This window comes from Parabacteroides sp. PH5-46 (assembly GCF_029892785.1).
In the GTDB taxonomy this organism is placed as follows: domain Bacteria; phylum Bacteroidota; class Bacteroidia; order Bacteroidales; family Tannerellaceae; genus DFXE01.
This window is the reverse complement of sequence record NZ_JARXXA010000002.1, coordinates 118845-143395: the sequence shown is the minus strand read 5'-3', so window position 1 is coordinate 143395 and position 24551 is coordinate 118845. Positions and strand designations below refer to the sequence as shown.

Sequence of the window (24551 nt, the reverse complement as noted above, 5' to 3'; positions counted from 1 at the left end):
ATGCTAAGATTCTTAATGATAAGATTACCAAATGCTCAAATAGAATGTATATTAGGATACTATTAGGCGCGCTTTACCTTTTTCACATGTTGCCATAAAAATAGCCAGGCCGTTACGGCAGCCAAGCCATCCGATATAGGCCCTGAATACCAGACCCCATCCAAACCAAACAAGGAAGGAAGGAATAAAATCGTAGGAATCAAGTAGATAAATTGACGTGTCAGACTAAGGAATATAGCTTTCCAGGCAATACCTATACTCTGGAAAAACTGGCTGATCGTAATCTGGGAGCCAACTACTATAAAGAGCCCCAGATTCAGTTTCAATCCATTAGCCGCAATGGCTACCAGCTCCGGATCGGTAGTAAAACCTTTTACAATGATTTCGGGGAAAAAGAAACAAAAAGCCCATCCTATAGTCATTATGCAGGTAGAGGTAATAATCACCAGGCGAACCGTTTCCATTACCCGCCGATGATGCCCTGCCCCGTAATTGAAGCCTACAATCGGCTGCATCCCCTGCGCCAGCCCGATAACGAGCATCACCAGGAGCATCCCTATACTAGAGATAATTCCGTTGGCTCCCAAAGCCAGATCTCCTCCATTCGACTGAAGGGCATGGTTCATCACTACATTCACCAGACTTCCGGCTAATTGCATAGCAAAAGGCGAAATACCTATTGTAATGATACTCCATACCAAACGCTTATCTAACGAAAGGTATTTCTTGTGAAAGCGTATCAAGCTCTCCTTGCTGATAAAATGGTGCATAACAAAGGCAGAGCTGGCTATCATGGAGATCACTGTTGCAATGGCCGCTCCACGTATCCCCATATCAAAAACGAAAATAAAAATAGGGTCGAGAATGATATTCAGAAAGGCTCCTATAAGCATGGTTATCATGGCTTTCCGGGGATATCCGGAAGCACGCATAACGGCATTGAAACTGAAACTCAGATTCGGAAAAATACTGGCCGGAATAACTATATTCAGATAGTCTTTCGCATAAGGGATGATCTGCTCGCTTCCGCCAAACAGATAGAGCATTTCTTCCATGAAAAGCATACTGGGAAGAATTGCAGCAAAAGTAATGATAAATGTCAGTGTCAGTGCATTACCCAAGATATGCTCTGCCATTCCTTGTTCTTTCCTACCCAGAAAAATAGATACACGGGTAGCCGTACCCGTACCGATCAACATACCAAAAGCCTGGAGAAACAACAGGATAGGGAATGTAAGCGTCAGACCGGAAATAGCCAGCGAGCCCACCCCATGTCCGATAAATACACGGTCTACAATATTATACAAGGAGTTGACCATTGTACCAACTACAGCAGGAATAGCGTAATGTAGTAGTAAACGGCCTATTTTTTCATGTTCTAATCGTTTGGTAATTTCACTCGTCATACTTGATAGTTTGTTTTCTTAATAATGGCGATCACATCTTTTACATGTGCTACATTGACTTGTGTTTGGTTTGGCAAGGTAATAATCATTTGTTGTTTGCTTATACAATTTATGTTAATATAATCCTTGTGTACGGGGGATGGTTTCCAGCCGTTCCGGATCAAGGCATTGCCTACCCAGTAAGAAGTCAGGAAATCCCCTTCTACTCCAATGGGGATGGTTGGTGATAAGGTACTTAGTTTTCCGGTAGAAGCATCAAATACGATTCCTTCTTTCCCGAAAAAGCTTTCAAATTCTCCCTCCAATATCAAATCTTCAGGTGTACCACAAGCCATGGAACGTCCTTTTCCTAATAGCCAGAGACAATCTCCCATTTGCATAGCCAGATCCATATCGTGTGTAGACAGCAGAATTGTTTTTCCTTGTTCGATAGCCAGTTTGCGGAGTAATACCATCGTTTCGATACGGCTGGTTACATCCAGAAAAGCGGTAGGTTCATCCAGCAGGATAAGCGGGCATTCCTGCGCCAGCGTTTTGGCTATCATCGCCTTTTGCCGTTCCCCGTCACTTAGTTCCGACACATAATTATGAGCTTTGTGAGCAATGCCTGCTGCTTCAAGGGATTGTTCTACCACCTCCCTGTCGCGCTTTTTCAAGACTCCGAAAAAGCCGGTATAAGGATGCCTCCCCAAGGATGCCAGTTCATAGACAGTTATACCTCCGGCATTTGTTTTTTCGGTCAGTACTACCCCGATTGTAAGGGAGAGCTCTGCTTGGTTATAGGTATTAAATGGCTTGTTTTGCAGACGTATCTCTCCGCTTAAAGGTGGTTGGAAACCGCACAAGGTACGCAACAAGGTAGACTTCCCGGCTCCGTTCAATCCTAACAAACAGGTAACTTCTCCCGGATACAGTTTCAGATCCAAGCCGTCATGCACAAGCTTTTGCTTACCGCTTTTCAGCGTGTAACCAATACTCAACCCGATTGTTTCTATAGCAGGAGACTCTTTCATCCGACGGGTCAATTAAAGTATTGGATATTTTTGCGATTCACAATCACATAAATAATAACAGGAGCCCCTATCAAAGGGGTAACAGCATTCAGAGGCAAGATCGTATTGGTACCCGGAACAACCATCAGCATATTGCATAATAAAGCTATACAAGAGCCTGTAAGCAGTGTTACCGGAAGCAGCATCTTATGATTGGAAGAGCCCAACAGCAAACGGGCAATATGCGGTACTGCCAGCCCAATGAAGGAAACCGGGCCACAAAATGCTGTTGTTACAGCTGTTAGCAAACCTGTACATAGCAGGATAAACATACGTGTCCGTTTGATTCTGATCCCCAGATTGGCAGCATACATCTCTCCCAGTAATAACGCATTCAGAGGCTTGATCAGTAAGATAGACAGGAAAAGCCCCGTCAGCGAACAGGCAATAAAGAAAGGCAGTTGCCCCAGCGAAACCCCGGAAAAATTACCCAACCCCCACATCACATAGGCATGTACCTTATCGGTGGAAGCGTAGAAATTAAGAATAGATATGACAGAAGATGCCAAATATCCGATCATAATCCCGATGATAAGGAGCATTACATTGTTCTTCACCTTCGATGAAAAGTAGAGAATAACCCCTAAAATAGCGCATGCACCGATGAAAGCGGCAAAAATAATCGCCGGATAACCACTCACCGGTAAATCGGCCAACTGGCTTAGCGAACCTCCAAAATAGAGCATAACAATTGCAACCCCCAGATTGGCCCCGTCACTGATCCCCAAAATAGACGGCCCGGCCAGGGGATTGCGGAATAGCGTTTGCAACAACAAGCCACTTACAGCCAAAGAAGCTCCGGCCAACATAGCAGTCACCGCCTGCGGAAGACGGGATTGCAAAACGATATTTTGCCAGGCGATACGTTCCGGTTCTTTTCCTACAAGTATGTCAAACACGCTACCCAGCGGAATAGACACAGCCCCATACGCCAAACTGCCGACAAATAATATCAACAGAAAAAAAAACAATAAGGGATAGAAAAAAAATATCCGGTTCACCTTTCAGCTAATTATATGGATGATATGCGAAGTACTTTCAGCAGATCACGATTAATTGGCTTGTCTTTCTTTATGGCTTTTGCAAATGGGATATAAATGATATCGTCATTCTGGATACCGATCATTACATTTCGTTGATCGTCGAGTAAAGCGTCGATAGCCGCAATACCCATACGGGTAGCCAGGATACGGTCTTGTGCCGAAGGAGAACCTCCTCTCTGCAAGTGCCCTAGAATGGTTACACGAACATCAAACGCAGGATATTCCTTCTTCACACGTTCGGCCACTCCCATAGCGCCTCCGGTTACTTCACTTTCAGCCACTAATACGATACTACTGTTTTTAGATTTGCGCAATCCGTTTTCTATCATATCGGATAATTGGTCCGTTTCCACCGAGATTTCCGGGATAATAGCCGCTTCCGCTCCCGATGCAATCGCACCATTCAAGGCCAGAAATCCGGCATCACGCCCCATGACTTCGATAAAAAACAAACGATCATGCGAAGAAGCCGTATCACGGATTTTATCCACACATTCCAGAATAGTATTTAAAGCTGTATCATAACCAATTGTAACGTCTGTCCCGAATAAATCGTTATCAATCGTACCCGGCAAACCAACAATCGGATAATTAAATTCCTGAGCAAAAATACGAGCTCCGGTCAGTGTTCCGTCGCCACCAATCGCTACTAGTGCATCAATGCCATGCTCTATCAGACGATCATAAGCCATTTTCCGGCCTTCGGGAGTCTTAAACTCTTCGCAACGAGCCGTTTTAAGGATTGTTCCGCCCCGTTGTATGATATTACTTACATTTTGTGTCTTAAATTCTTCAATCTCCCCGGTTATCAACCCCTTAAAGCCTCTATAGATCCCCTTCACTGCCATGCCATTATAAATAGCAGAACGAGTTACTGCACGAATAGCAGCATTCATTCCCGGCGCATCCCCTCCGGATGTCAAAATACCAATACTCTTAATTGTTGACATAATACCTATTAATTAAATATCCGCCACAAAAATACGAATTATTTGTCGTTCCCCACACAAAAGCAAAGAATTAACAAACAACACATCCGGTACTGAAAAGGTATAAATTGATCCATATTATTCACCCTATCCCAAAAGGTATATATTACAATATCTCTTTAGTGATATTGCTGAATTAGAAATTATTAAGAGATAGCATTTTGTTTTGTAAAGGTTATTTTTTTAGTTTTGTCTGGTATGAAAAAGTAAAACTACTAATTTATTCAACTTTAAATGATAATATTATGGCACGACTTGTAACCTTGTACTCTTTACAGTGGGGCGACTTATCACTGGAAACTGTATGCCAGAAGGCAAAATCTTTCGGATATGATGGTATCGAAATCGGACTTCCCGACCATTTGGATGTACGGCAGACTGATCCTGCTTATTATAAGGGGATCAAAGATTTGTTGGCAAAGTATGGCATGGAACTTCGCACCATTTCTACTCACCTGATCGGACAGGCAGTTTGCGACAATATTGACGGACGGCACAAGGCTATCCTGCCCGACCATATCTGGGGTGATGGGGATCCTGAAGGGGTACGTCAAAGAGCGGCTGAAGAACTAATCCGCACGGCTCATGCTGCCAAGGCACTGGGTATTGACACGGTAGTTGGCTTTACCGGTAGTTCCATCTGGCAATATCTTTACTCTTTCCCTCCTGTTACCGAAGCTATGATTGAGGAAGGATTCCAGGATTTTGCACGCCGCTTCACTCCTATTCTGGACGAGTATCAGAAGCTGGGTATCCGCTATGCGCTGGAAGTGCATCCTACCGAAATTGCGTTTGATACCGTAACGGCTCGCCGCGCATTAGACGCCTTGAACAATCATCCAGCATTTGGCTTCAACTACGATCCCAGCCACTTCGGCTATCAGGGTGTAGACTATGTAGGCTTTATTTATGAGTTTGCCGACCGGATTTTCCATGTACACATGAAGGATGTATACTGGAGCGATACGCCCAAGCAGGCAGGTGTATTCGGAGGATACGTTACATTTGGCGATCCACGCCGCTTCTGGAACTTCCGCAGCGTAGGACGTGGCAAGATAAACTTCGAAGAGATCATCCGCGCCCTCAACCATATCGGCTATCAGGGCCCTTTATCCATCGAATGGGAAGACAGCGCTATGGATCGCGAACACGGAGCACGCGAGTCTTGCGAATTCACCAAACGGATTGATTTCCAACCATCTGCTCACGCATTCGATTCTGTATTTGAAAAGAAATAAATACGATTAAATATCTTTAGGGGCTAAACGGCTATTAATCTCTACAAATAAGCCGTTTAGCCCTTACTTTTTCAAAACGATAGAATCGCGTGACATATGTGGCGCGATCGATTCACATATGTGTTTCGATCGTTTTACATATGTGGTTTGATCGTTCTACATATGTGGCGTGATTCTATATTCATTAATATTCTACGAAAAGAAAACTCTCCCATCCAAATAGAAGTACAATAAGAATTAAACGTATGGAATGGAATAAGGGTACTATTTTTTTCCTATCTTTGTCGCTGTTTGATAAAGAAATAACTTTTAAGTATGAAAAAAATTAGAGCTGCCATCGTAGGATATGGCAATATCGGGAAATATGTGCTGGAAGCGATTCTTGCCTCCCCGGATTTTGAAGTAGCAGGTATTGTACGTAGAAACCCTTCAGATGTTCCTGCCGAATTAAAACCTTATCAGGTAACCGACAGTATCACCAAATTAGAAAAAGTAGACGTTGCTATACTGGCAACCCCTACGCGTAGTGTAGAAGCGCATGCCAAAGAAATACTGGCATTGGGAATCAATACAGTAGACAGCTTCGATATCCACGGAGGAATCGTAGAGCTTCGCCGTTCGCTGGATGCTGTAGCTAAAGCACACAATTCAGTAGCTGTAATCTCGGCGGGATGGGATCCGGGAAGCGATTCCGTAGTCCGCGCATTATTGGAAGCAATGGTTCCGAAAGGAATTACCTATACAAACTTCGGACCCGGCATGAGTATGGGGCACACCGTAGCTGTAAAAGCCATCGAAGGTGTGAAAGCCGCTCTGAGTATGACAATCCCCGTTGGGACAGGTATTCACCGCCGGATGGTATACATCGAAGTAAAAGAAGGATACGACTTCAAGCAAGTAGCAGCAGCCATCAAGGCTGACGACTATTTCGCGCACGATGAAACACATGTTATGCAAGTAGATAGCGTAGACAACCTATTGGATATGGGACATGGCGTAAAACTGGTTCGCAAAGGCGTATCCGGACAAACGCAAAACCAGCTGATCGAGTTCGACATGAAGATCAACAACCCGGCGCTGACAGCCCAGGTATTGATTTCGGTAGCTCGCGCCAGCTTCAAGCAGAAACCCGGAGCTTACACCATGATCGAGCTACCCGTTATCGATATGCTTTACGGTGACAAAGAAGACTTAATTAAACGACTTGTTTAATTTAATTGAAAGTTGAAAACGAAATTAATATTCCATTTTCAACTTTCAACTTTCAATTTTAAATTATAAAAGAAAATGCTTAGTTACATTACCTGGACGGCTGATCCGGCCATATTTACTATCGGATCACGTGAAATACGTTGGTACGGATTGGCTTTTGCAGTCGGTTTTGCCATTGGTTACATGATTGTAGCCCGGATGTGGAAAAACGAGAAGCTGAATCCCGCCTGGATCGACTCTCTGTTGATCTATACGGCGCTTGGAACAGTTATCGGAGCCCGTTTGGGACATTGCCTGTTCTATGCTCCGGAGCACTACCTGGCAAATCCGTGGGAGATACTGAAAGTATGGGAAGGCGGACTGGCCAGTCATGGAGGAACCTTGGGTATTGTAATTGCCATCTATTTCTATTCCAAACGTGTAACACATAAAAGCATGCTGTGGACCTTCGACAAGTTGGTAGTCCCTACCGGTCTGGTAGCCGCTTTTATCCGTTTAGGTAATCTGATGAACCATGAGATATACGGACATGCAACCGATAAACCCTGGGGATTCCGTTTTATTGATAATATGTATGCCTGGAGACAGGGGGCAGAGCCTATCTTTACAGCGCCAAGCCATCCCACTCAACTATATGAGGCGATCTGTTACTTCCTGACATTCCTTCTCTGTATGTGGCTCTACTTCAAGAAAGAAGCCTACAAGAAAGAAGGGCTGATCTTCGGCATATTTTTCATTTGTATTTTCGGCTCCCGCTTCTTCATTGAGTTCCTGAAGAACGACCAGGAAGCGTTTGAAGCCAACATGATATTGAACATGGGGCAACTACTCAGTATCCCCTTCGTCCTCGCAGGCGTCTATTTTGTCTGGAGAGCACTAACCAAGAAGATTTAAACAAAGTTTTTTCACATGTACAAATTAAAAAAAGTAACAAATAACACAATTTACGTCGGAGTAAACGATCGACAAAAAGCACTTTTCGAGAACCTATGGCCATTACCTCATGGCGTATCATATAACTCTTATCTGATTCTGGATGAGAAAACGGTGTTGATAGACACAGTAGACATCTGCTATTCAGATATCTTTTTCAAGAAAATAGAGGATGCACTAAACGGACGCCCAGTAGACTATCTGGTAGTTGATCACATGGAGCCTGACCATGCCGGCAGTATCCGCCTGCTTCGCCAGATGTACCCTGAGATGCAGATCGTAGGCAATAATAAAACACATGGTATGCTGGAAGGATATCATGGTATTACAGACGGGCTGGTAGAGGTAAAAGAAAGTGACAAACTGAATATCGGCAGCCGGGAACTGGAGTTTTATATGGCACCAATGGTTCACTGGCCGGAAGTAATGTTCACCTATGACCCGAAAGACAAAGTCTTATTTTCGGCAGATGCTTTCGGAACCTACGGCACATTGGATGGCGGGGTAATCGATTCGGAAATGAATGTAGAACACTTCTGGGAAGAAATGATCCGCTATTATGCCAACATTGTAGGTAAATACGGAAATCCGGTACAGAAGGCGCTTCAAAAGCTGGGTAGCATTGAAGTAGAAACCATTTGCTCTACACACGGACCCGTATGGCGTGAACATCTGAAGCAAGCAGTATCTATTTACGACCGCCTGAGCCGCTATGAAGGCGAAGAAGGAGTCGTTATCCTATATGGTTCGATGTACGGACATACCGAACAAATGGCAGAAGCCATCGCCTCATCACTGGCTGACAACGGGATAAAGAATATCATCCTGCACAACGCCAGCAAAAGTCATGCCTCATATATCCTGCGAGACGTCTTTAAATACAAAGGTTTGATCGTTGGCAGCCCTACATACAGCAACCAACTGTTCCCCGAAATCGAGTCTGCCCTGAGCAAGATAGAAACAAGGGAAATAAAGAACCGCTTGTTTGCCTATTTCGGATCCTTCACTTGGGCCGGAGCAGCCGTAAAGCGCCTGGCAGCTTTCGGAGAAAAGATGGGCTGGGAAGTAGTAGGCGAGCCTGTAGAGCAAAAACAAGGTCTAAAAGCCGACAAGTACGAAGCCTGCCTGGCCTTAGGCGCTGCTATGGCAGCACAATTGAAAGTTAAAAATTGAAAATAACATATTATTCATTAATTGTTAAACGTTAATCGTTATATTATGAGACTAATTATTGAACCTAATTATGACTTGCTCTCCAAGTGGGCGGCAAATTATGTGGCTGCTAAGATAAACAAAGCGAAGCCATCGGCTGAGAAACCATTTATACTGGGATTACCTACCGGATCCTCTCCTCTGGGAATGTACAAGAACCTGATTGAATTGTACAAAAAGGGGATTGTTTCCTTTGAGCATATCGTGACTTTCAACATGGATGAGTATGTGGGCTTGCCGCAAAGCCACCCGCAAAGCTACTACACCTTCATGTGGGAGAACTTCTTCAATCATATCAACATCAAGAAGGAAAACGTAAATATCCTGAACGGGAATGCTCCCGACCTGGAGAAAGAATGTGCCGACTATGAAGCAAAGATGAAGAAACTGGGAGGTGTAGACCTGTTCCTGGGAGGCATTGGCCCCGACGGGCATATCGCGTTCAACGAGCCGGGTTCTTCCTTGTCGTCTCGTACACGTATTAAAACGTTGACTACCGATACGATTATCGCTAATTCACGCTTCTTCGACAATGATGTGAACAAGGTTCCTAAAACCTCCGTAACGGTAGGTGTAGGTACCGTTCTGGATGCCAAAGAAGTGCTGATTATGGTAAACGGACACAACAAAGCGCGCGCCTTGCAGCAGGCCGTAGAAGGTTCCATCAACCAGATGTGGACTATTACAGCTCTGCAAATGCACCCCAAAGGCATTATTGTAGCTGATGAAGCAGCTTGCGCCGATTTGAAAGTTGGCACTTACAACTACTTCAAAGACATAGAAAAAGAACATCTGAACCCGGATAGTTTACTGTAAAATGACAGAGAAAGGGAAGAAAACCGGCTTTGCCGTAGTAGGCTGCGGCCACATCGGCAAACGCCATGCCGAAATGATTACACGCGACGAAGACGCCGAATTACTAGCTTTGTGCGACATCCGTCCGTGTGAAGAAGTGGGCATTGAGGCATATGATGTCCCTTTCTTTTCAAACATTGAAGACTTGCTGAACGCCGCACTTCCGATAGATGTGGTTAGCATTTGTACCCCAAACGGATTACATGCTCCGATGGCCATACAAGCCATCGAAGCAGGTTTCCACGTAATCATCGAAAAGCCAATGGCGCTAAATACAGCCGACGCAGAGAAGGTGGTTTACACATCCCTCAAGCACCGGAAGCAAGTATTTTGCGTGATGCAGAACAGGTATTCTCCCCCTTCCGTCTGGATAAAGGAAATGGTAGACTCCGGCAAATTGGGAGACATCTACCTGGTGCAGCTAAACTGTTATTGGAACCGGGACGAACGCTATTACAAAGTGGGAGGATGGCACGGGGATGCTGCCTTAGACGGTGGAACTTTGTTTACCCAATTCTCCCATTTCATCGACATCATGTATTATCTTTTCGGGGATATATGTGATATACAGGCAAAGTTTGCTGATTTCAACCACAAAGGACTCACCGACTTTGAAGACTCAGGCATCGTAAACTTCCGCTTCCTGAACGGAGGTCTCGGTTCGCTGAATTATTCTACCTCTGTCTGGGACAAGAACATGGAAAGCAGCCTATTGATCATTGCCCAAAACGGAAGTGTAAAGATAGGCGGGCAATACATGGACAAGGTAGAATACTGTCACATAAAAGACTACAAGATGCCGGAACTGGCGCCAACCAATCCCGGCAATGACTATGGAGCCTACAAAGGCTCTGCCCAAAACCATAACTTTGTGATACGGAATGTAGTACAGGTACTTTCCGGTTCCTCTTCCGAACCCATCACGACAAATGTGCTGGAGGGTATGAAAGTTGTGGACATTATTCAACGCATCTATGCACTGAAGTAATTGGCTATCCAGTCCCCTACTTCCGAGGTAGTATAGGCTTTGCCTTGTTCGGCAATATCTTCAGTTACAATACCTGCATCCATAGAAGCGGTTACGGCGTCGCGAATGGCTTGTCCTTCCTCTGTCAGATTGAACGCGTATTCAAACATCAGAGCAGCGCTTAGAATGGTTGCTAGCGGATTAGCTATATTCTTGCCTGCTGCCTGCGGATACGAGCCATGGATCGGCTCAAATACGGAGGTATGAATACCGATAGAGGCAGAGGGAAGCATCCCCAAAGAGCCGGTAATCACAGAGGCCTCATCCGTCAGGATATCTCCGAACATATTTTCTGTCACCATCACGTCGAAGCTCTTCGGCCACTGGATGATACGCATCGCCGCATTATCTACGAACATATATTCTGTTTCCACATCGGGATAGGCTTGTTCTATTTCTTTTGCCACTTGCCTCCACAAGCGGGAAGTAGCCAGCACATTGGCTTTGTCTACAACTGTTACCTTCTTGCGACGCTTTTGTGCATATTGGTAGGCAAGATGCACGATTCGCTCTACTTCTTCGCGGGTGTAGATACAGGTGTCGTAAGCGGTATTACCGTCTTCGCTACGGCCTTGCGGACGTCCGAAGTACATACCGCCTGTCAGCTCGCGGATACACATAAAGTCGGCGCCATCCACCAAATCCGCGCGAAGCGGCGACTTATGTATCAGAGAGGGAAAAGTAGTAACCGGGCGGATATTGGCATACAATCCGAGCTTCTTCCGCATGGCCAACAGCCCTTGCTCCGGACGCACCTTTGCCGATGGATCATTGTCGTATTTCGGATCACCAATGGCCCCGAAGAATACGGCATCGCTCTCCATACAAATCCGATGTGTTTCTTCGGGATAGGGATTGCCTGTCGCATCAATAGCGGCAGCTCCTACCAGCGCTTCTTTATAACTTAGTTCGTGGCCATACTTTTGGCTGACGGCTATGATGGCTTTCATGCCTTGTTCTACAATCTCGGGGCCGATTCCATCGCCCGCGAGTACTGCTATGTTTAATTTCATTTTGTTTTGTGATTAATCTTCGTTTCTGTTAAATAAAACATATCGGGGCTCTGTTGGCTTGTATTCATCGTCGTCCCACAGTGAGCTGGTGAGCATCAGGTCGGCGCTGTAGCGGTTGCAGGCGATAGGTACATTATGCACGCGGCACTGGCGGAGCAACATTTGTATGTCGGCTTCGTGTGGCTGCGGGTTGAGGTCGTCTATCAGGAAGATAGCCATATTAATTTCTTTGCGCACCACCATAGCGGCAATTTCCGCATCGCCTCCAAGCGGTCCCGAATGCATACGAGTAATCTCGGCATTTATACCCTTACTCTGAAAAGCATCGGCTATCAACCCACCGGTTGTTCCGGTACATACCAAATGGTGATGAGAAAGGAAACCGGCATTGTGGATTGCCCACTCTACCATATCAGCCTTACGTCTGTCGTGCGCAACAAGCGCGATTGTCAACTGTTTATTCATAATCAATGCATCCCTCCTATTTTATTTAACATCTTTATGGTTGCTTTAATGGCGGCTTCGGTCTGGTCGGCATCAAGCCCGCGTGTTTTGAAGTCTACACCGGCAAAGTTCCAGCTGATGATCGTTTGCACAAAGGCATCGGTGCGTCCTCCGGGAGGTATGAACACCAAATAGTTTGTCAACATCGGCAGTGGCTGCCCCAAGTCCGAGTAGATCTTCCGCAACGCACGCATAAATGCGTCGTATTGTCCATCTCCGGAAGCCGAAGCCTCGTACACTTCCTGATCTATCTCTATCTTCAATGTAGCGACCGGTCGTAAGCCTTGTGCCAAAGATAAGGAATAATTCAGAATCCTGACGGTCTGCTCGGTATTTGCATCTTGATTAAGCAAGTCGCTGATGATGTAAGGCAGGTCTTCCTGCGTTACCATCTCCTTCTTATCTCCCAGTTCGATGATACGCTCGGTCACCTTCTTCATGCTCTCGTCGTCCATATCGATACCGAGGGCTTCCAGGTTCTTGCGGATGTTCGACTTTCCAGATGTCTTGCCCAAGGCATACTCCCGAACCCGCCCGAAACGTTCCGGTAGCAGGTCGTTATAATACAAGCAGTTCTTATTGTCACCATCGGCATGCACACCGGCACATTGGGTGAAGACAGACTCTCCGACAATCGGACGGTTCGGCGCCACACGGATACCGGAGTAACTTTCAACGAGACGGCTTACCCGGTTGATCTTCTCTTCCCTCAGATGAGTTTCTTCGCCAAGCTGATCCTTGAGAACAGCCAACACACTGCTAAGCGGAGCATTCCCGGCACGCTCGCCCAGCCCGTTCACGGTGGTATGGAGACCTTTTATACCGGCTCGGACAGCAGAGAATACGTTAGCCACCGCCAGGTCGTAATCGTTATGCGCATGGAAGTCGAACCACAAAGAAGGATAGCGCTCCACCATCCGGTTGCAATACTCATACGTATTCAACGGATTAAGGATACCCAAAGTATCGGGGATCATAAAGCGGCGGATAGGCAACTCTTGTAAAGCATCGATCATCTGGAATACATAGTCGGGCGAACTCTTCATTCCGTTCGACCAGTCTTCCAAGTAGAGGTTCACCTCTATGCCCATTTCCTGGGCAAGCAGAACAACACCCCGGATATCCTTGAAGTGCTCTTCGGGGGTTTTCCGCAGTTGCTCGGTCACATGCTTGTATGAACCTTTGCAGAGCAGGTTGACTACCCGGCAACCGGCTTGCTCAATCCAACGCAGAGAAGCGTCTCCGTCTACAAAACCCAGCACCTCCAGCTTGTGGAGATTGCCGGTACGTTGTGCCCAGGCAGCCACTCGCTTTACCCCTTCAAATTCCCCTTCGGACACACGGGCAGAGGCAATCTCGATACGGTCTACGCCTAACTCGTTCAATAGCATCTGCGCGATGCTGAGCTTCTCATGCGCCGCAAAAGAGACGCCCGAGGTCTGTTCCCCATCCCTGAGGGTTGTATCCATTATTTCTATCATATCACTTCAATCTTGTTACGAACCTAAAGACTGTTCGTAGGTTTCTATTTTGGACTGGTTGGCTAGGAGGTAGTCGATGTCGTCGAGGCCATTCACCAGGCAGTCTTTCTTGTAGGCATTGATCTCGAAGGACTCGATGCGGTGTGTCGCATTGTTGGTGATGGTCTGATTAGGGAGATCAATGGTTACAGCTGTCGCCGGGTTCTTCTTTAAGGAGTCGAACAGCTCTGCCAGGAACTCGGGAGAGACCACTACCGGTAGCAGCCCGTTGTTCATTGAATTGTTCTTGAAGATATCGGCAAAGAAACTGCTTACAACAGCCCGGAAACCATATCCGGCAATTGCCCAGGCGGCATGTTCGCGACTACTTCCGCTACCAAAGTTCTTTCCTGCCACCAGGATGTCTCCTTTATAGGTATCCTGATTCAGTACGAAGGAAGGATTGGGCTTCCCGTCCTTGTCATACCGCCAGTCGCGGAAGAGGTTGTCGCCAAAGCCCTCGCGGGTAGTTGCCTTCAGGAAACGTGCCGGAATTATCTGATCGGTATCCACATTCTCCAGAGGGAGCGGCACGCAGGTGGATGTCAGTATAGTAAACTTCTCTTTCATCTTGCTTTACTTTATTAGTTCTCTCGGATCAGTGATTACGCCGGTTACGGCAGCAGCAGCGGCTACCAAAGGGCCTGCCAGTATGGTGCGGGCGCCGGGTCCCTGGCGTCCTTCAAAGTTGCGGTTGGAGGTGGAGACGGCATACTTTCCTGGCGGCACTTTGTCATCGTTCATGGCCAGGCAGGCGGAGCAACCCGGTTGGCGTAGCTCAAAGCCTGCTTCCGTCAGCACCTTGTCGATCCCTTCGACGCGGATCTGCTTCTCTACCATCCAGCTTCCCGGAACCAGCCAGGCCGTCACATGGTCGGCTTTCTTGCGACCTTTCACCACCGAGGCAAAGGCACGGAAATCCTCAATACGTCCGTTGGTACAACTACCTAAAAAGACGTAATCTATCGTCTTGCCCAGCATCGGCTCACCGTCCTTGAAACCCATATACTCAAGCGCCTTCATGAACGATACGCGTCCGGCCTCATCGATGCTCTCCAGTGAGGGGATATTTTCACGGATGCCCATGCCCATACCCGGATTGGTTCCGTACGTAAGCATTGGTTCGATGTCTTCTGCGTGGAAGGTAACTTCCTTATCGAATACGGCGTCATGATCGCTATACAGTGTCTTCCAGTAGGCCAGCGACTTCTCCCACTCGGTGCCGCGAGGAGTAAACTCACGGTCTTTCAGGTAGTCGAAGGTGATCTGGTCCGGGGCGATCATGCCGCCACGGGCACCCATCTCGATGGAGAGGTTACAAATCGTTAGCCGGTCTTCCATTGTGGTGTTGCGGATGGCTTCTCCGGCGTACTCTACAAAGTAACCGGTGGCTCCACCCGTTGTCATGCGGCTGATGATGTAGAGGGCGATGTCCTTGGCCGTCACACCGGGTTTTAGCTGCCCGTCTATGGTGATGCGCATGGTTTTGGGCTTGCGCTGCATGATGCACTGGGTGGCCAGCGTCATCTCCACTTCGCTGGTGCCGATCCCGAAGGCGATGGCGCCCATTGCTCCGTGAGTTGAAGTGTGCGAATCGCCGCAGACGATAGTCATGCCGGGTAGCGTCAGTCCGTTCTCGGGGCCTACCACATGGATGATGCCGTTCTTGGGATGCTGCAGGCCGTAATACGTCAGCCCGAAGTCCCGGGCATTCTTCTCCAACGTGTCTACCTGATTGCGGGAAACAGGGTCGGCGATGGGCTGATCCTGATGCAGTGTCGGCACGTTATGGTCGGGGATGCAGGTTACGCGCTCCGGCCTGAAGGGCTTGAGTCCCCGCTCGCGAAGTCCGGCAAAGGCTTGCGGACTGGTTACTTCATGGCAGTACAGCCTGTCGATGTACAACTGTATCGTTCCGTCGGGCAGCGTATCTACCACGTGCTTCTCCCATATCTTTTCAAATAATGTCTTTCCCATTTATTGTATGAATTTATTGATTGCGTCTATGAAGGCTTCAGCCGATGCAGCGATGATGTCGGTGTTCGCGGCAAAGCCATAGTATATATTCCCGTCGTAGGCCACTTGCATGTGCACTTTTCCCATGTCGTCACTGCCCTTGTCGATGGCCTGTATCAGAAACTCCTGTATCGTCATGGTGCGATGGATGATCGACTTGATTGCTTTGATTGCCGCGTCTACCGGACCATTGCCCGAGGCAGCGGCTTCGAAGCGTTCTCCAGCTATATTGAGGCAAATACTGGCAACCGACTTCACGCCCACACCCGAGGTAACCTGTAGGTATTCCAGTTTGATGCGATGCATGGCGGTGCGGTCTTTCCCAACGAGCATAAGTACGTCGTCGTCGTTGATGTCTTTCTTGCGGTCGGCCAGCTTGAGGAATTCCTCGTATGCTTTGTCCAGTTTGTCCTGCTCGAGGTTTACACCCAGCACTTGCAGGCGATGCTTAAGGGCAGCACGTCCGCTACGGGCCGTCAGCACAATGGCGCTATCGTCTATGCCCACGTCTTTCGGGTCGATGATTTCGTAACTTTCGCGGTTTTTCAATACGCCGTCTTGGTGGATACCCGAGGAATGGGCGAAGGCATTGCGTCCTACAATCGCTTTGTTGGGTTGCACCGGCATATTCATCAAGCGCGATACCATGCGACTCATGTCATAGATACGCTGACTGTTGATATTGGTCTCGATCCCTGCTTCCTTATGGCTCCTGAAGATCATCGCCACCTCTTCGAGCGAGGTATTGCCGGCTCGTTCGCCTATACCGTTGATGGTTACTTCTACCTGACGGGCTCCGTTCAGCACACCCTGTATCGTATTGGCTGTCGCCATCCCTAAATCATTGTGGCAATGGGTGGAGATGATCGCCTTATGTATGCCTGTTACGTTCTCCATCAGATATTTGATCTTCGCACCGTATTCATCGGGCAGACAATAGCCTGTGGTGTCGGGGATGTTTACAACAGTAGCCCCAGCCTTGATCACGGCCTCTATCACGCGAGCCAGATATTCGTTATCGGTACGTCCGGCATCTTCGGCGTAGAACTCTACATCCTCTACATAGCGCTTGGCGTACTTTACACAGGCGATGGCACGCTGTAGTATCTCGTCCGGGTTGGAGTTGAATTTGTGGCGGATGTGATAGTCGGATGTGCCGATGCCTGTGTGGATGCGTCCACGCTTGGCATACTTGAGGGCTTCGGCAGCAACGTCTATGTCCTTCTCTACGGCGCGTGTGAGGGCACAGATGACAGGCCAGGTAACAGCCTTCGCTATCTCTACTACGCTATTGAAGTCGCCGGGCGATGAAACCGGAAAGCCGGCCTCTATCACATCTACACCCAAGCCTTCCAGCTCGCGGGCTACTTCTATCTTCTCAATGCTGTTCAACTGACAGCCGGGCACTTGCTCACCGTCTCTCAATGTTGTATCAAAAATAAACAATCTGTCAGACATCTTCTTCGCTTTTTATGTATCTATTCTATTCATTTCGTCCTATAAACAAAAAACCTCCCTCACCTGGAAGTGAGAGAGGCCTAAATTTCCTATACTGAATACGCACAACTATCTCACTTCCTATCCTGTTCCCAGAGTAGAATAATAATAGAAATAATGAGACTATTTGCGATGTTTCTTTTCATTGTGATATTGTTTATCGGCTGCAAATATACAGCCTTTTTTGACACGCCCAAATATAAAACGATATTTTTTACGGGGTTTTTCTTATAAAATGAAAGATAAACCGTATTTATTGTGAACATATTTAGTCTCCCGGCACCTTTATGATGCTAATAGAAGCTATATCTTTTACCAAACGGAAGCCATTGTTGAAGTGTTTACTGCCGGGATAGATCGAATAACGGCAGGTAGGACGGCACAAAGCCCTCTCGATAAACCAAGAGCCGCCTCGGACGGGAGCATATAGGCGATCATCTTTATAAAATGTATCTGCGCACCACTCCCAAACGTTACCGCTCATGTCATGCAGACCCAGTTCATTGGGAACTTTCAGGCCAACAGGATGCGGCTTGCCTTCGGCGTTTCCGGCATACCAGCCTAAGCTGTCCAGATTCATTCCGCCGCTATAGAGATTGGAGTGTTTGCCGTATTTTCCGCCTCGGGCGGCGTACTCCCACTCTTCTTCGGTAGGAAGACGGCCTCCGGCCCACTGACAATAGGCTTGCGCACCGTACCAGGTGATGTAAATGGCCGGGTGAGACTCATATCCTTTGGCAGGACGGCCTTGTTCGATCCCCCAGTTGCATTCGTAATAGAGAAGCTGGCCTTCATCGGGGCCGCTTGTGATGGTATTACTACCGTAGGCTTCCAGGAAGGCGGCAAACTGATGGTTGGTTATCTCGTACTTGCTCATGCGGAAGTCTCCCACCGTTACGCGATGGGGCTCGTTATTGTCTTCCTTATAGATAGAGCCCATCTCGAAGCTGCCTCCTTTTACGTCCACCATCTCGGGGATGGTATTAGTGGCGAGGTGCTTACGGTAGAGCACTTCGGCTTTGCGCTTCTGGGCCTCTGTGCGCTCAGTCTCGCGGATGTTGGTGTCGGCCATAAACATGTCCCAATAGTGCGAGGAGATATCGTAGGCCTCGATGCCTTTCAGCGGCAGCAGGCGCTCGTACATAGTCGCCAAAGCGATGTATCCGTCGGTACGCTCGGGGTCGAGGCGCACGCCCTGTTCGTACAGGCTGAAGGCCTCGCCGGCGTAGGTGATTTTTTCGGCGTCGGTAGCGTCGGTGATAGAAAGCAGGTTGTCGGCCTGGCGGATCACATTGTCGGCGTAGGGATTTATCTGGTTGCTCAGCATGCGGGCAAACTTCGTCTTCTTCATTTCTACGGGAATCAGGCGGTAGAATTGCCGGAGCGAGTCTATCGATATCAATTTCATGAAGCGCGTAAGCAAGAATTGCCCTGCATATGTATCCATGTGGCTGTAAACAAACTCGAAACGGATCGAATCCCGCTCGTGTTCTACCTGTTTCAGCTCCCAATCTACGTCCAGACCGATGCGTTTAGGCTGCTCAGCCTCTTGTTTCTTCTTCTTGCTGAACTTTTTTACGAGGGCTCCTACTCCGCTGGAGTATCCACCGGCTTCTGTCCAGGCTCCTACGCTGTGGTATAGCTCAGAGACATGTTGTAAACTGTCTCGCTGACGGTTTTGATGCTCTACAAGGCCAAGGTATTCGGCATAGTGTTTCATGGGGGTATTCTCGCCCCGGTAGCTGAGGTAATAAGGAAAGTCTTTGATGCTTCCTTCTATATATAATGTATCACTGTCGAGTAGCAGGTCGCAGTAATAGAACTCATCCTCTATAGTGGTGCAAAGCCACAGGTGTTGCGGTGTGTCGGACAGGTTGCCACGCATTGTAAACGTACCTTTCTCGATAGACATCGAGTGGATGATACGCTGCGTCTCAAAGACTTTGAGGAAAAAGACCGTCCCGCTCTTCACATCCCGGATGTTCGCCTTGATGACATATTGTCCGGCAGCAATGTTCGCGGGTTCCCGAGCCGTGAGCGTTGCCTGCAGCAGGAGAAACATCAGTAAAACGATGGTAGGCTTTATGGACGGTCTCATTATCTAATCGTTATTCAGCTCCGTAGACTTCTTCGTAAGGCTGAACAATTACCCAACCGTCGCCTTCAAACTGCATCTGGAAGCTTTCGCCACTACCACGTCCGATGAGCGTCTTAAGAGAAATGTCGGTTTTGAAAGTGGGTGTAAGGTTACCCGACCACGCTACTGTGGCATTCGGATCGGTAAAGACGGGCTGTCCGGGCTTCACCAAAAGAGTCAGCGGATCGCCGTGTGTGGTGATAGCCACGTGTCCGGTACCCTTAATACTTGCCTGGAAGAGGCCACCGCCCATGATTCCTGCCACGCTTTTCATCAATTTCACGTCAGACTGCAACGATTCCTCGTGTGCCAGGATATCGTTACCATTTACGTTGATTGATTCGTTCTCTAAATACAACACGCGAACCTTCTTTGCCAAGTCTGCCACATAGATTCTTCCCGTACCGGAGGCCACCATCATTGAGGTTCCCTCTCCACTTACGGCTTTCTTCAGCAAATTGCCAATGCCCTTGCTTAAAATGCCCTCACGCTCGAACTTCACAGCTCCATCGTAGGCGATCATTGCACCTTTCTTGATCATGATAGACTGATTCTTGATGTTTAATTCCAGGATATAGTCCTTCTCCAACTCGAAGAGGCCATTTTTTGCATCATCCTGCACGGTTTCTTTAATAAAAGACTGAATGGAGTACTTTTCCATGATAATTAAAATTAATATGATTAGTAAATGTTCAACAAATATAGGAAAAAAAATAATGACACCCCTTCCAAGGCGATGAAAGAAGTGTCACAAGCTCTAGGCACCCCTCGCGTGGCAGTGCGAGGGGTAACAGTAAGTTTTAGTTATTCTCCGGACGAAGTTTGCGGACTACCGCACCGGCTCGCCACATTTCGCTTTCGCGTAGTTCCTTCAGTTCGGCTTCCAGTTTCTCGCGATAATCAGGTTTGCTGTTTGTATCGATAGAGCGTTGGGCTTCGTTACCACAGGCTACTTCTTTATACAGCTTCTCGAACACCGGTTTTGTGGCGTCGTGGAAGGGAGTCATCCAGTCTAGGGCACCTCGCTGGGCGGTGGTAGAGCAGTTGGCATACATCCAGTCCATGCCGTTCTCGGCAAATAGGGGCATCAGTGATTGGGTGAGCTCTTCTACGGTCTCGTTAAAGGCCTCGGAGGGAGTGTGCCCGTTTTCACGCAACACTTCATACTGGGCTAACAGCAATCCCTGGATGGCACCCATCAAAGTTCCGCGCTCGCCGGTAAGGTCGGAGTAAACTTCTTTCTTGAAGGTTGTCTCGAACAGATAGCCCGATCCTACGCCTATGCCAAGTGCTACCACGCGATCCCAGGCCTTGCCGGTTGCGTCCTGATAGATGGCGAAGCTGGAATTGAGCCCTCTTCCCTGTAGGAACATCCGTCTGAGGCTGGTACCCGAGCCCTTGGGAGCTACCAGGATTACGTCTACATCAGCCGGAGGGATAATGTTTGTGCGCTCTTTATAGGTAACGCCGAATCCGTGCGAGAAGTACAGGGCCTTGCCCGGGGTGAGGTACTTCTGAATGCGGGGCCATACTTCGATCTGCGCAGCGTCTGAAAGAAGATACTGAATGATAGTTGCCTTGCTACAGGCCTCTTCGATGTCGAACAGGGTTTCGCCCGACACCCATCCGTCGGCTACGGCCTTATCCCAGGTTTTGCCGCCCTTGCGCTGGCCCACGATTACGTTGAAGCCATTGTCTTTCAGGTTGAGACTCTGGCCGGGGCCTTGTACGCCGTATCCTATCACGGCGATTGTTTCACTGCTTAATACTTCTCTTGCTCTCTCTAAGGAGAACTCTTCGCGGGTTACTACGTTTTCGGTAACCCCTCCAAAATTCATTTCTGCCATAATCTTTATTAAATAATGTGTTTAGTCCCACAGGGCCGCAGCGCGGCATATTGCTTTATCTTCATGGCACATAGCCATGCTGTATTTATTGGTGGAGGTTTCTGCCATGAAAAGCTGTAAGTCCATATCGTAGCGGCCTTCAGACAGGTAGGAGATCTCGAAGCGCCGGATGTTTTTTTGATCGTACATGTCGAGCGAAAACAGGTCGAGCATATGCTCCATGTATTTGATGCTGTTGAGATGGCCGTTCACGTCGAGGTCGCTGTATCTCACCCGGTAGGGAACGCCGCCTGTTTCTTGTTCCACGGCTTGTATCTTGCCGGGCTTCTCGATGGGGCAATCGCGCTGGGTGATATACTCGCTGAGTGCCTCTACGTCGAGTGGCGTGGGCTTTCGCGAGTCTACGTCAATGGCCGCCCAGATAGAGCGTGCATAGCCCAAGGGAACTCCCGAGGCGTCTACCAGCTCAAAGCACCTGGAGGTGAACAAGCGCCCTACGTCTTCTATCCAGGTGTAAAGGGTGATGTGCTCGGACATTCCGGGATAGCGATACATCTCTATGGCCAGGCGAGACAATACCCAGGCGGTCCGCCTGTTGTTCATGTCTGCAAAGCCAAAACCTCTCTGCGCTGCGTGGATAGACGCTGCATGCAGCAAATAAGTACCAATCATAGGGATTGTTAGCTGTCCCCGAAAGTCCAGCAGGTACGATTCAGTTACGAATGGGAATTCTCCCAGCTTAGTTTTCTTCGTCTCCATTCTTAATGTCTAGTTTTTTCTTCATGGAAGACAGCATATCACTGAGGCGCTCTACCTTGCTCTTGGTGATAGCCACGCGGCCGGAGCGGATGAATTGCAACACGCCGATGGAATGGCTCAACTCGTTGAACAGGGCCTGTGTTTCTTCGTAATGACCGCTCTTTTCCAACACGATGCAGGATTCATTCATGTCGAGCACCCTGGCGTTGTACTTGCGGATCAATGATTCCACCGCGTCCAGGCCGAGGAACTTCTCGGTGCTCACTTTATACAAGGCGATTTCCTGATACACTAAGTCTTCGTCGGTGTTATAGTAGGCCTTCAGGATGTCTACGCGTTTGTCTATCTGTTTTACCACCTTGTCTATCATGTCTTCGGTGGCGAAGGTGGTGATCGTAAACTTGTGTACCCCCTTGATAGCCGAGGGGGAGACAGACAAGGTCTCGATATTCAACTGTCGGCGCGTAAAGATAATGGTTATCTGGTTAAGCAGCCCCACTGTGTTCTCGGAAAAGATGATCACTGTATATAATGTCTTCGTATCCATCGTTCTGTACTTTGTTATTAAGGTGTTTTACTCGCCCATGATGATATCGGTAATGCTTCCTCCGGCGGGCACCATGGGGTAAACCATGCCGTGAGTTTCTACATTGGCCACTAATACGTATGGGCCTTTGTGCGCCAGCATTTCGGCAATGGCAGCGTCTAATTGGCTGCGTGTCTCTATAACGCGGCTCCCCATTCCGTAGGCTCGGGCAATGGCCACAAAGTCCGGGTTGTCCATCGAGGTACCGGAGTATCGTTTATCGAAGAATAACTCCTGCCACTGGCGTACCATACCGAGGAAGTGGTTGTTCAAGACGATGATCTTCACGTCTAGCTTCTCCTGCATGATTGTTCCCAGCTCCTGAAGAGTCATCTGCAGGCCGCCGTCGCCAACAAAGAGGCAAACCGTGCGGTCGGGAGCGCCGAACTTGGCGCCTATGGCGGCGGGCAGGCCGAAGCCCATGGTACCCAAGCCTCCCGAGGTAACGACACTGCGGGTCTGACTGTATTTGAAGTATCTCACGCCCATCATCTGGTTCTGCCCAACGTCGGTAACCAATACCGCCTTGTTGTCGGTAGCTTCGGAAACGCGGCGGATGATTTCACCCATCTGCAACAGGCGGTCGTCAGCCGGGAATACCTCTCGCTCAATTACTTTCGTGTACTCTTCCTTTTCATCGGGCTCGAATGAGGCGATCCACTCGGTGTGCCTGGCCGGATTCAGCTGCTCGGTGAGGGCAGCAAGGGTCTGCTTGGCATCTCCCAGAACGGGTACATGCACGGGTACGTTCTTGCCAATCTCGGAGAGGTCTATATCGAGGTGGATAATCTTGGCCTGGCGGGCGTAGGTCTGTAAATTGCCGGTTACCCGGTCGTCGAAGCGCATACCGATGGCGATCAATACGTCGCATTCGTTGGTCTTGCGGTTCGGCCCTACGTTTCCGTGCATACCCAGCATGCCTTTGTTCAGGCGGTAGTCTGACGGCATGGCGGAGAGTCCCAGCGTGGTAGAGCCGGCGGGTATATCTGCCTTTTCAAGGAAGGCGGCCAGCTCCTTCTCGGCGCCACTCAGGATAACACCCTGCCCTACGAGGGCGAAGGGTTTCTTTGCCTGGTTGATCAGTGCGGCGGCTTCGGCTATCCGCTCCTCTTCTATGTCGGGTATGGGCTGATAGCTCCGGATGAAGCCTACCTTTTCGTATGTATAGTCGAAGGTACCTACCTGCGCGTCTTTCGCGAAGTCGAGCACTACCGGTCCGGGTCGTCCGCTGGAAGCGATGTAGAAGGCTCTCGACACGGCCCAGGCAATCTCCTCGGGCTTACGGATCTGATAGGCCCATTTGGTGATAGGCTGGGTGATGCCGATGACGTCTATCTCCTGAAAGGCATCCGACCCCAATAATGGCGAAGGTACCTGCCCGGAGATCACTACAATGGGCGTGCTGTCCATCATAGCATCGGCAATGCCGGTGATGGTATTGGTGGCTCCCGGCCCCGAAGTAACCAGCGCTACGCCTACCTTGCCCGATACTCGCGCGTATCCCTGGGCAGCGTGTGTAGCGCCTTGTTCATGGCGCACGAGAATATGTTTCAGTTTGTCCTGATAGTCGTACAAGGAGTCGTACAGGGGGATTACCTGTCCGCCGGGATAGCCAAAGATGGTGTCAACGCCTTCGGCTATCAATGTCTTGAGCATGGCCTCCGAGCCTGTTATTTTCTTGTCCATAAATGGTAAGTTGTTAATG

General features: G+C 48.6%; 22 protein-coding genes. 6 read left to right on the top strand and 16 right to left on the bottom strand.

The features are described 5' to 3' along the window. Window positions 1-62: 62 nt before the first annotated feature. The 4 genes from M2470_RS02460 to pfkA are packed head-to-tail and all read right to left on the bottom strand — an operon-like array spanning window position 63 to window position 4451. The gene (locus M2470_RS02460; protein ID WP_280743556.1) at window positions 63-1406 is read right to left on the bottom strand and encodes an MATE family efflux transporter; all 1344 of its coding nucleotides are present in this window, start codon (window positions 1404-1406) and stop codon (window positions 63-65) included. Next, the gene (locus M2470_RS02455; protein WP_280743557.1) at window positions 1403-2419 is read right to left on the bottom strand and encodes an ABC transporter ATP-binding protein; all 1017 of its coding nucleotides are present in this window, start codon (window positions 2417-2419) and stop codon (window positions 1403-1405) included. The genes M2470_RS02460 and M2470_RS02455 overlap by 4 nt, the downstream gene beginning before the upstream one ends. An 8-nt stretch (window positions 2420-2427) precedes the next feature. Further along, complete coding sequence (locus tag M2470_RS02450) at window positions 2428-3459, bottom strand: iron ABC transporter permease (RefSeq protein ID WP_280743558.1); 1032 nt, start codon at window positions 3457-3459, stop codon at window positions 2428-2430. Between the two features lie 11 nt (window positions 3460-3470). Next, on the bottom strand, window positions 3471-4451 hold the full coding sequence (gene pfkA / locus M2470_RS02445) for a 6-phosphofructokinase (RefSeq protein ID WP_280743559.1): 981 nt from the start codon (window positions 4449-4451) through the stop codon (window positions 3471-3473). Between the two features lie 284 nt (window positions 4452-4735). On the opposite strand from pfkA, the gene M2470_RS02440 reads away from it, so the two are divergent. The 6 genes from M2470_RS02440 to M2470_RS02415 all read left to right on the top strand — a co-directional run bounded on the left by M2470_RS02440 (window position 4736) and on the right by M2470_RS02415 (window position 10928). After that, on the top strand, window positions 4736-5728 hold the full coding sequence (locus M2470_RS02440; RefSeq protein ID WP_280743560.1) for a sugar phosphate isomerase/epimerase family protein: 993 nt from the start codon (window positions 4736-4738) through the stop codon (window positions 5726-5728). Between the two features lie 315 nt (window positions 5729-6043). Then, window positions 6044-6940, top strand: coding sequence for a diaminopimelate dehydrogenase (locus tag M2470_RS02435; protein WP_280743561.1), 897 nt, complete (start codon window positions 6044-6046; stop codon window positions 6938-6940). Between the two features lie 75 nt (window positions 6941-7015). Continuing rightward, entirely contained in the window at window positions 7016-7834 is an 819-nt protein-coding gene (lgt, locus tag M2470_RS02430) for a prolipoprotein diacylglyceryl transferase (RefSeq protein WP_280743562.1), read from the top strand. A gap of 15 nt (window positions 7835-7849) precedes the next feature. Next, entirely contained in the window at window positions 7850-9046 is a 1197-nt protein-coding gene (locus tag M2470_RS02425) for an FprA family A-type flavoprotein (protein ID WP_280743563.1), read from the top strand. Between the two features lie 45 nt (window positions 9047-9091). Continuing rightward, on the top strand, window positions 9092-9901 hold the full coding sequence (gene nagB, locus M2470_RS02420) for a glucosamine-6-phosphate deaminase (protein WP_280743564.1): 810 nt from the start codon (window positions 9092-9094) through the stop codon (window positions 9899-9901). A gap of 1 nt (window position 9902) precedes the next feature. Next, entirely contained in the window at window positions 9903-10928 is a 1026-nt protein-coding gene (locus M2470_RS02415; protein ID WP_280743565.1) for a Gfo/Idh/MocA family oxidoreductase, read from the top strand. Here M2470_RS02415 and leuB read toward each other — a convergent pair. The 12 genes from leuB to ilvB form a co-directional block, all read right to left on the bottom strand. Next, window positions 10913-11980, bottom strand: a complete 1068-nt coding sequence (gene leuB, locus M2470_RS02410; RefSeq protein ID WP_280743566.1) for a 3-isopropylmalate dehydrogenase — start codon at window positions 11978-11980, stop codon at window positions 10913-10915. The two genes, M2470_RS02415 and leuB, sit on opposite strands and share 16 nt — an antisense overlap. A 12-nt stretch (window positions 11981-11992) precedes the next feature. Next, window positions 11993-12445, bottom strand: coding sequence for a methylglyoxal synthase (locus M2470_RS02405; RefSeq protein ID WP_280743567.1), 453 nt, complete (start codon window positions 12443-12445; stop codon window positions 11993-11995). Window positions 12446-12447: 2 nt separating this feature from the next. Continuing rightward, window positions 12448-13965, bottom strand: coding sequence for an alpha-isopropylmalate synthase regulatory domain-containing protein (locus M2470_RS02400; RefSeq protein ID WP_280743568.1), 1518 nt, complete (start codon window positions 13963-13965; stop codon window positions 12448-12450). A gap of 15 nt (window positions 13966-13980) precedes the next feature. Continuing rightward, window positions 13981-14574, bottom strand: coding sequence for a 3-isopropylmalate dehydratase small subunit (gene leuD / locus M2470_RS02395; protein WP_280743569.1), 594 nt, complete (start codon window positions 14572-14574; stop codon window positions 13981-13983). Window positions 14575-14580: 6 nt separating this feature from the next. After that, window positions 14581-15981, bottom strand: coding sequence for a 3-isopropylmalate dehydratase large subunit (gene leuC / locus M2470_RS02390; RefSeq protein WP_280743570.1), 1401 nt, complete (start codon window positions 15979-15981; stop codon window positions 14581-14583). Continuing rightward, window positions 15982-17478, bottom strand: a complete 1497-nt coding sequence (locus M2470_RS02385) for a 2-isopropylmalate synthase (RefSeq protein ID WP_280743571.1) — start codon at window positions 17476-17478, stop codon at window positions 15982-15984. It abuts the gene before it with no gap. A 307-nt stretch (window positions 17479-17785) separates the two neighbouring features. Continuing rightward, window positions 17786-19615 carry a formylglycine-generating enzyme family protein gene (locus tag M2470_RS02380; protein WP_280743572.1) on the bottom strand — a complete coding sequence of 610 codons (1830 nt, stop codon included), beginning with the start codon at window positions 19613-19615 and terminating at the stop codon, window positions 17786-17788. 10 nt (window positions 19616-19625) lie between these two features. Beyond that, complete coding sequence (locus M2470_RS02375) at window positions 19626-20315, bottom strand: AIM24 family protein (protein ID WP_280743573.1); 690 nt, start codon at window positions 20313-20315, stop codon at window positions 19626-19628. A 139-nt stretch (window positions 20316-20454) separates the two neighbouring features. After that, entirely contained in the window at window positions 20455-21501 is a 1047-nt protein-coding gene (gene ilvC, locus M2470_RS02370; protein ID WP_280743574.1) for a ketol-acid reductoisomerase, read from the bottom strand. Between the two features lie 21 nt (window positions 21502-21522). After that, window positions 21523-22260 (bottom strand): acyl-ACP thioesterase domain-containing protein, encoded by a 738-nt coding sequence (locus M2470_RS02365; RefSeq protein WP_280743575.1) that lies wholly within the window; start codon window positions 22258-22260, stop codon window positions 21523-21525. Further along, window positions 22241-22807 (bottom strand): acetolactate synthase small subunit, encoded by a 567-nt coding sequence (ilvN, locus tag M2470_RS02360; RefSeq protein WP_280743576.1) that lies wholly within the window; start codon window positions 22805-22807, stop codon window positions 22241-22243. The genes M2470_RS02365 and ilvN overlap by 20 nt, the downstream gene beginning before the upstream one ends. 27 nt (window positions 22808-22834) lie before the next feature. Continuing rightward, window positions 22835-24532 (bottom strand): biosynthetic-type acetolactate synthase large subunit, encoded by a 1698-nt coding sequence (gene ilvB / locus M2470_RS02355; RefSeq protein WP_280743577.1) that lies wholly within the window; start codon window positions 24530-24532, stop codon window positions 22835-22837. Between the last annotated feature and the right edge of the window lie 19 nt (window positions 24533-24551).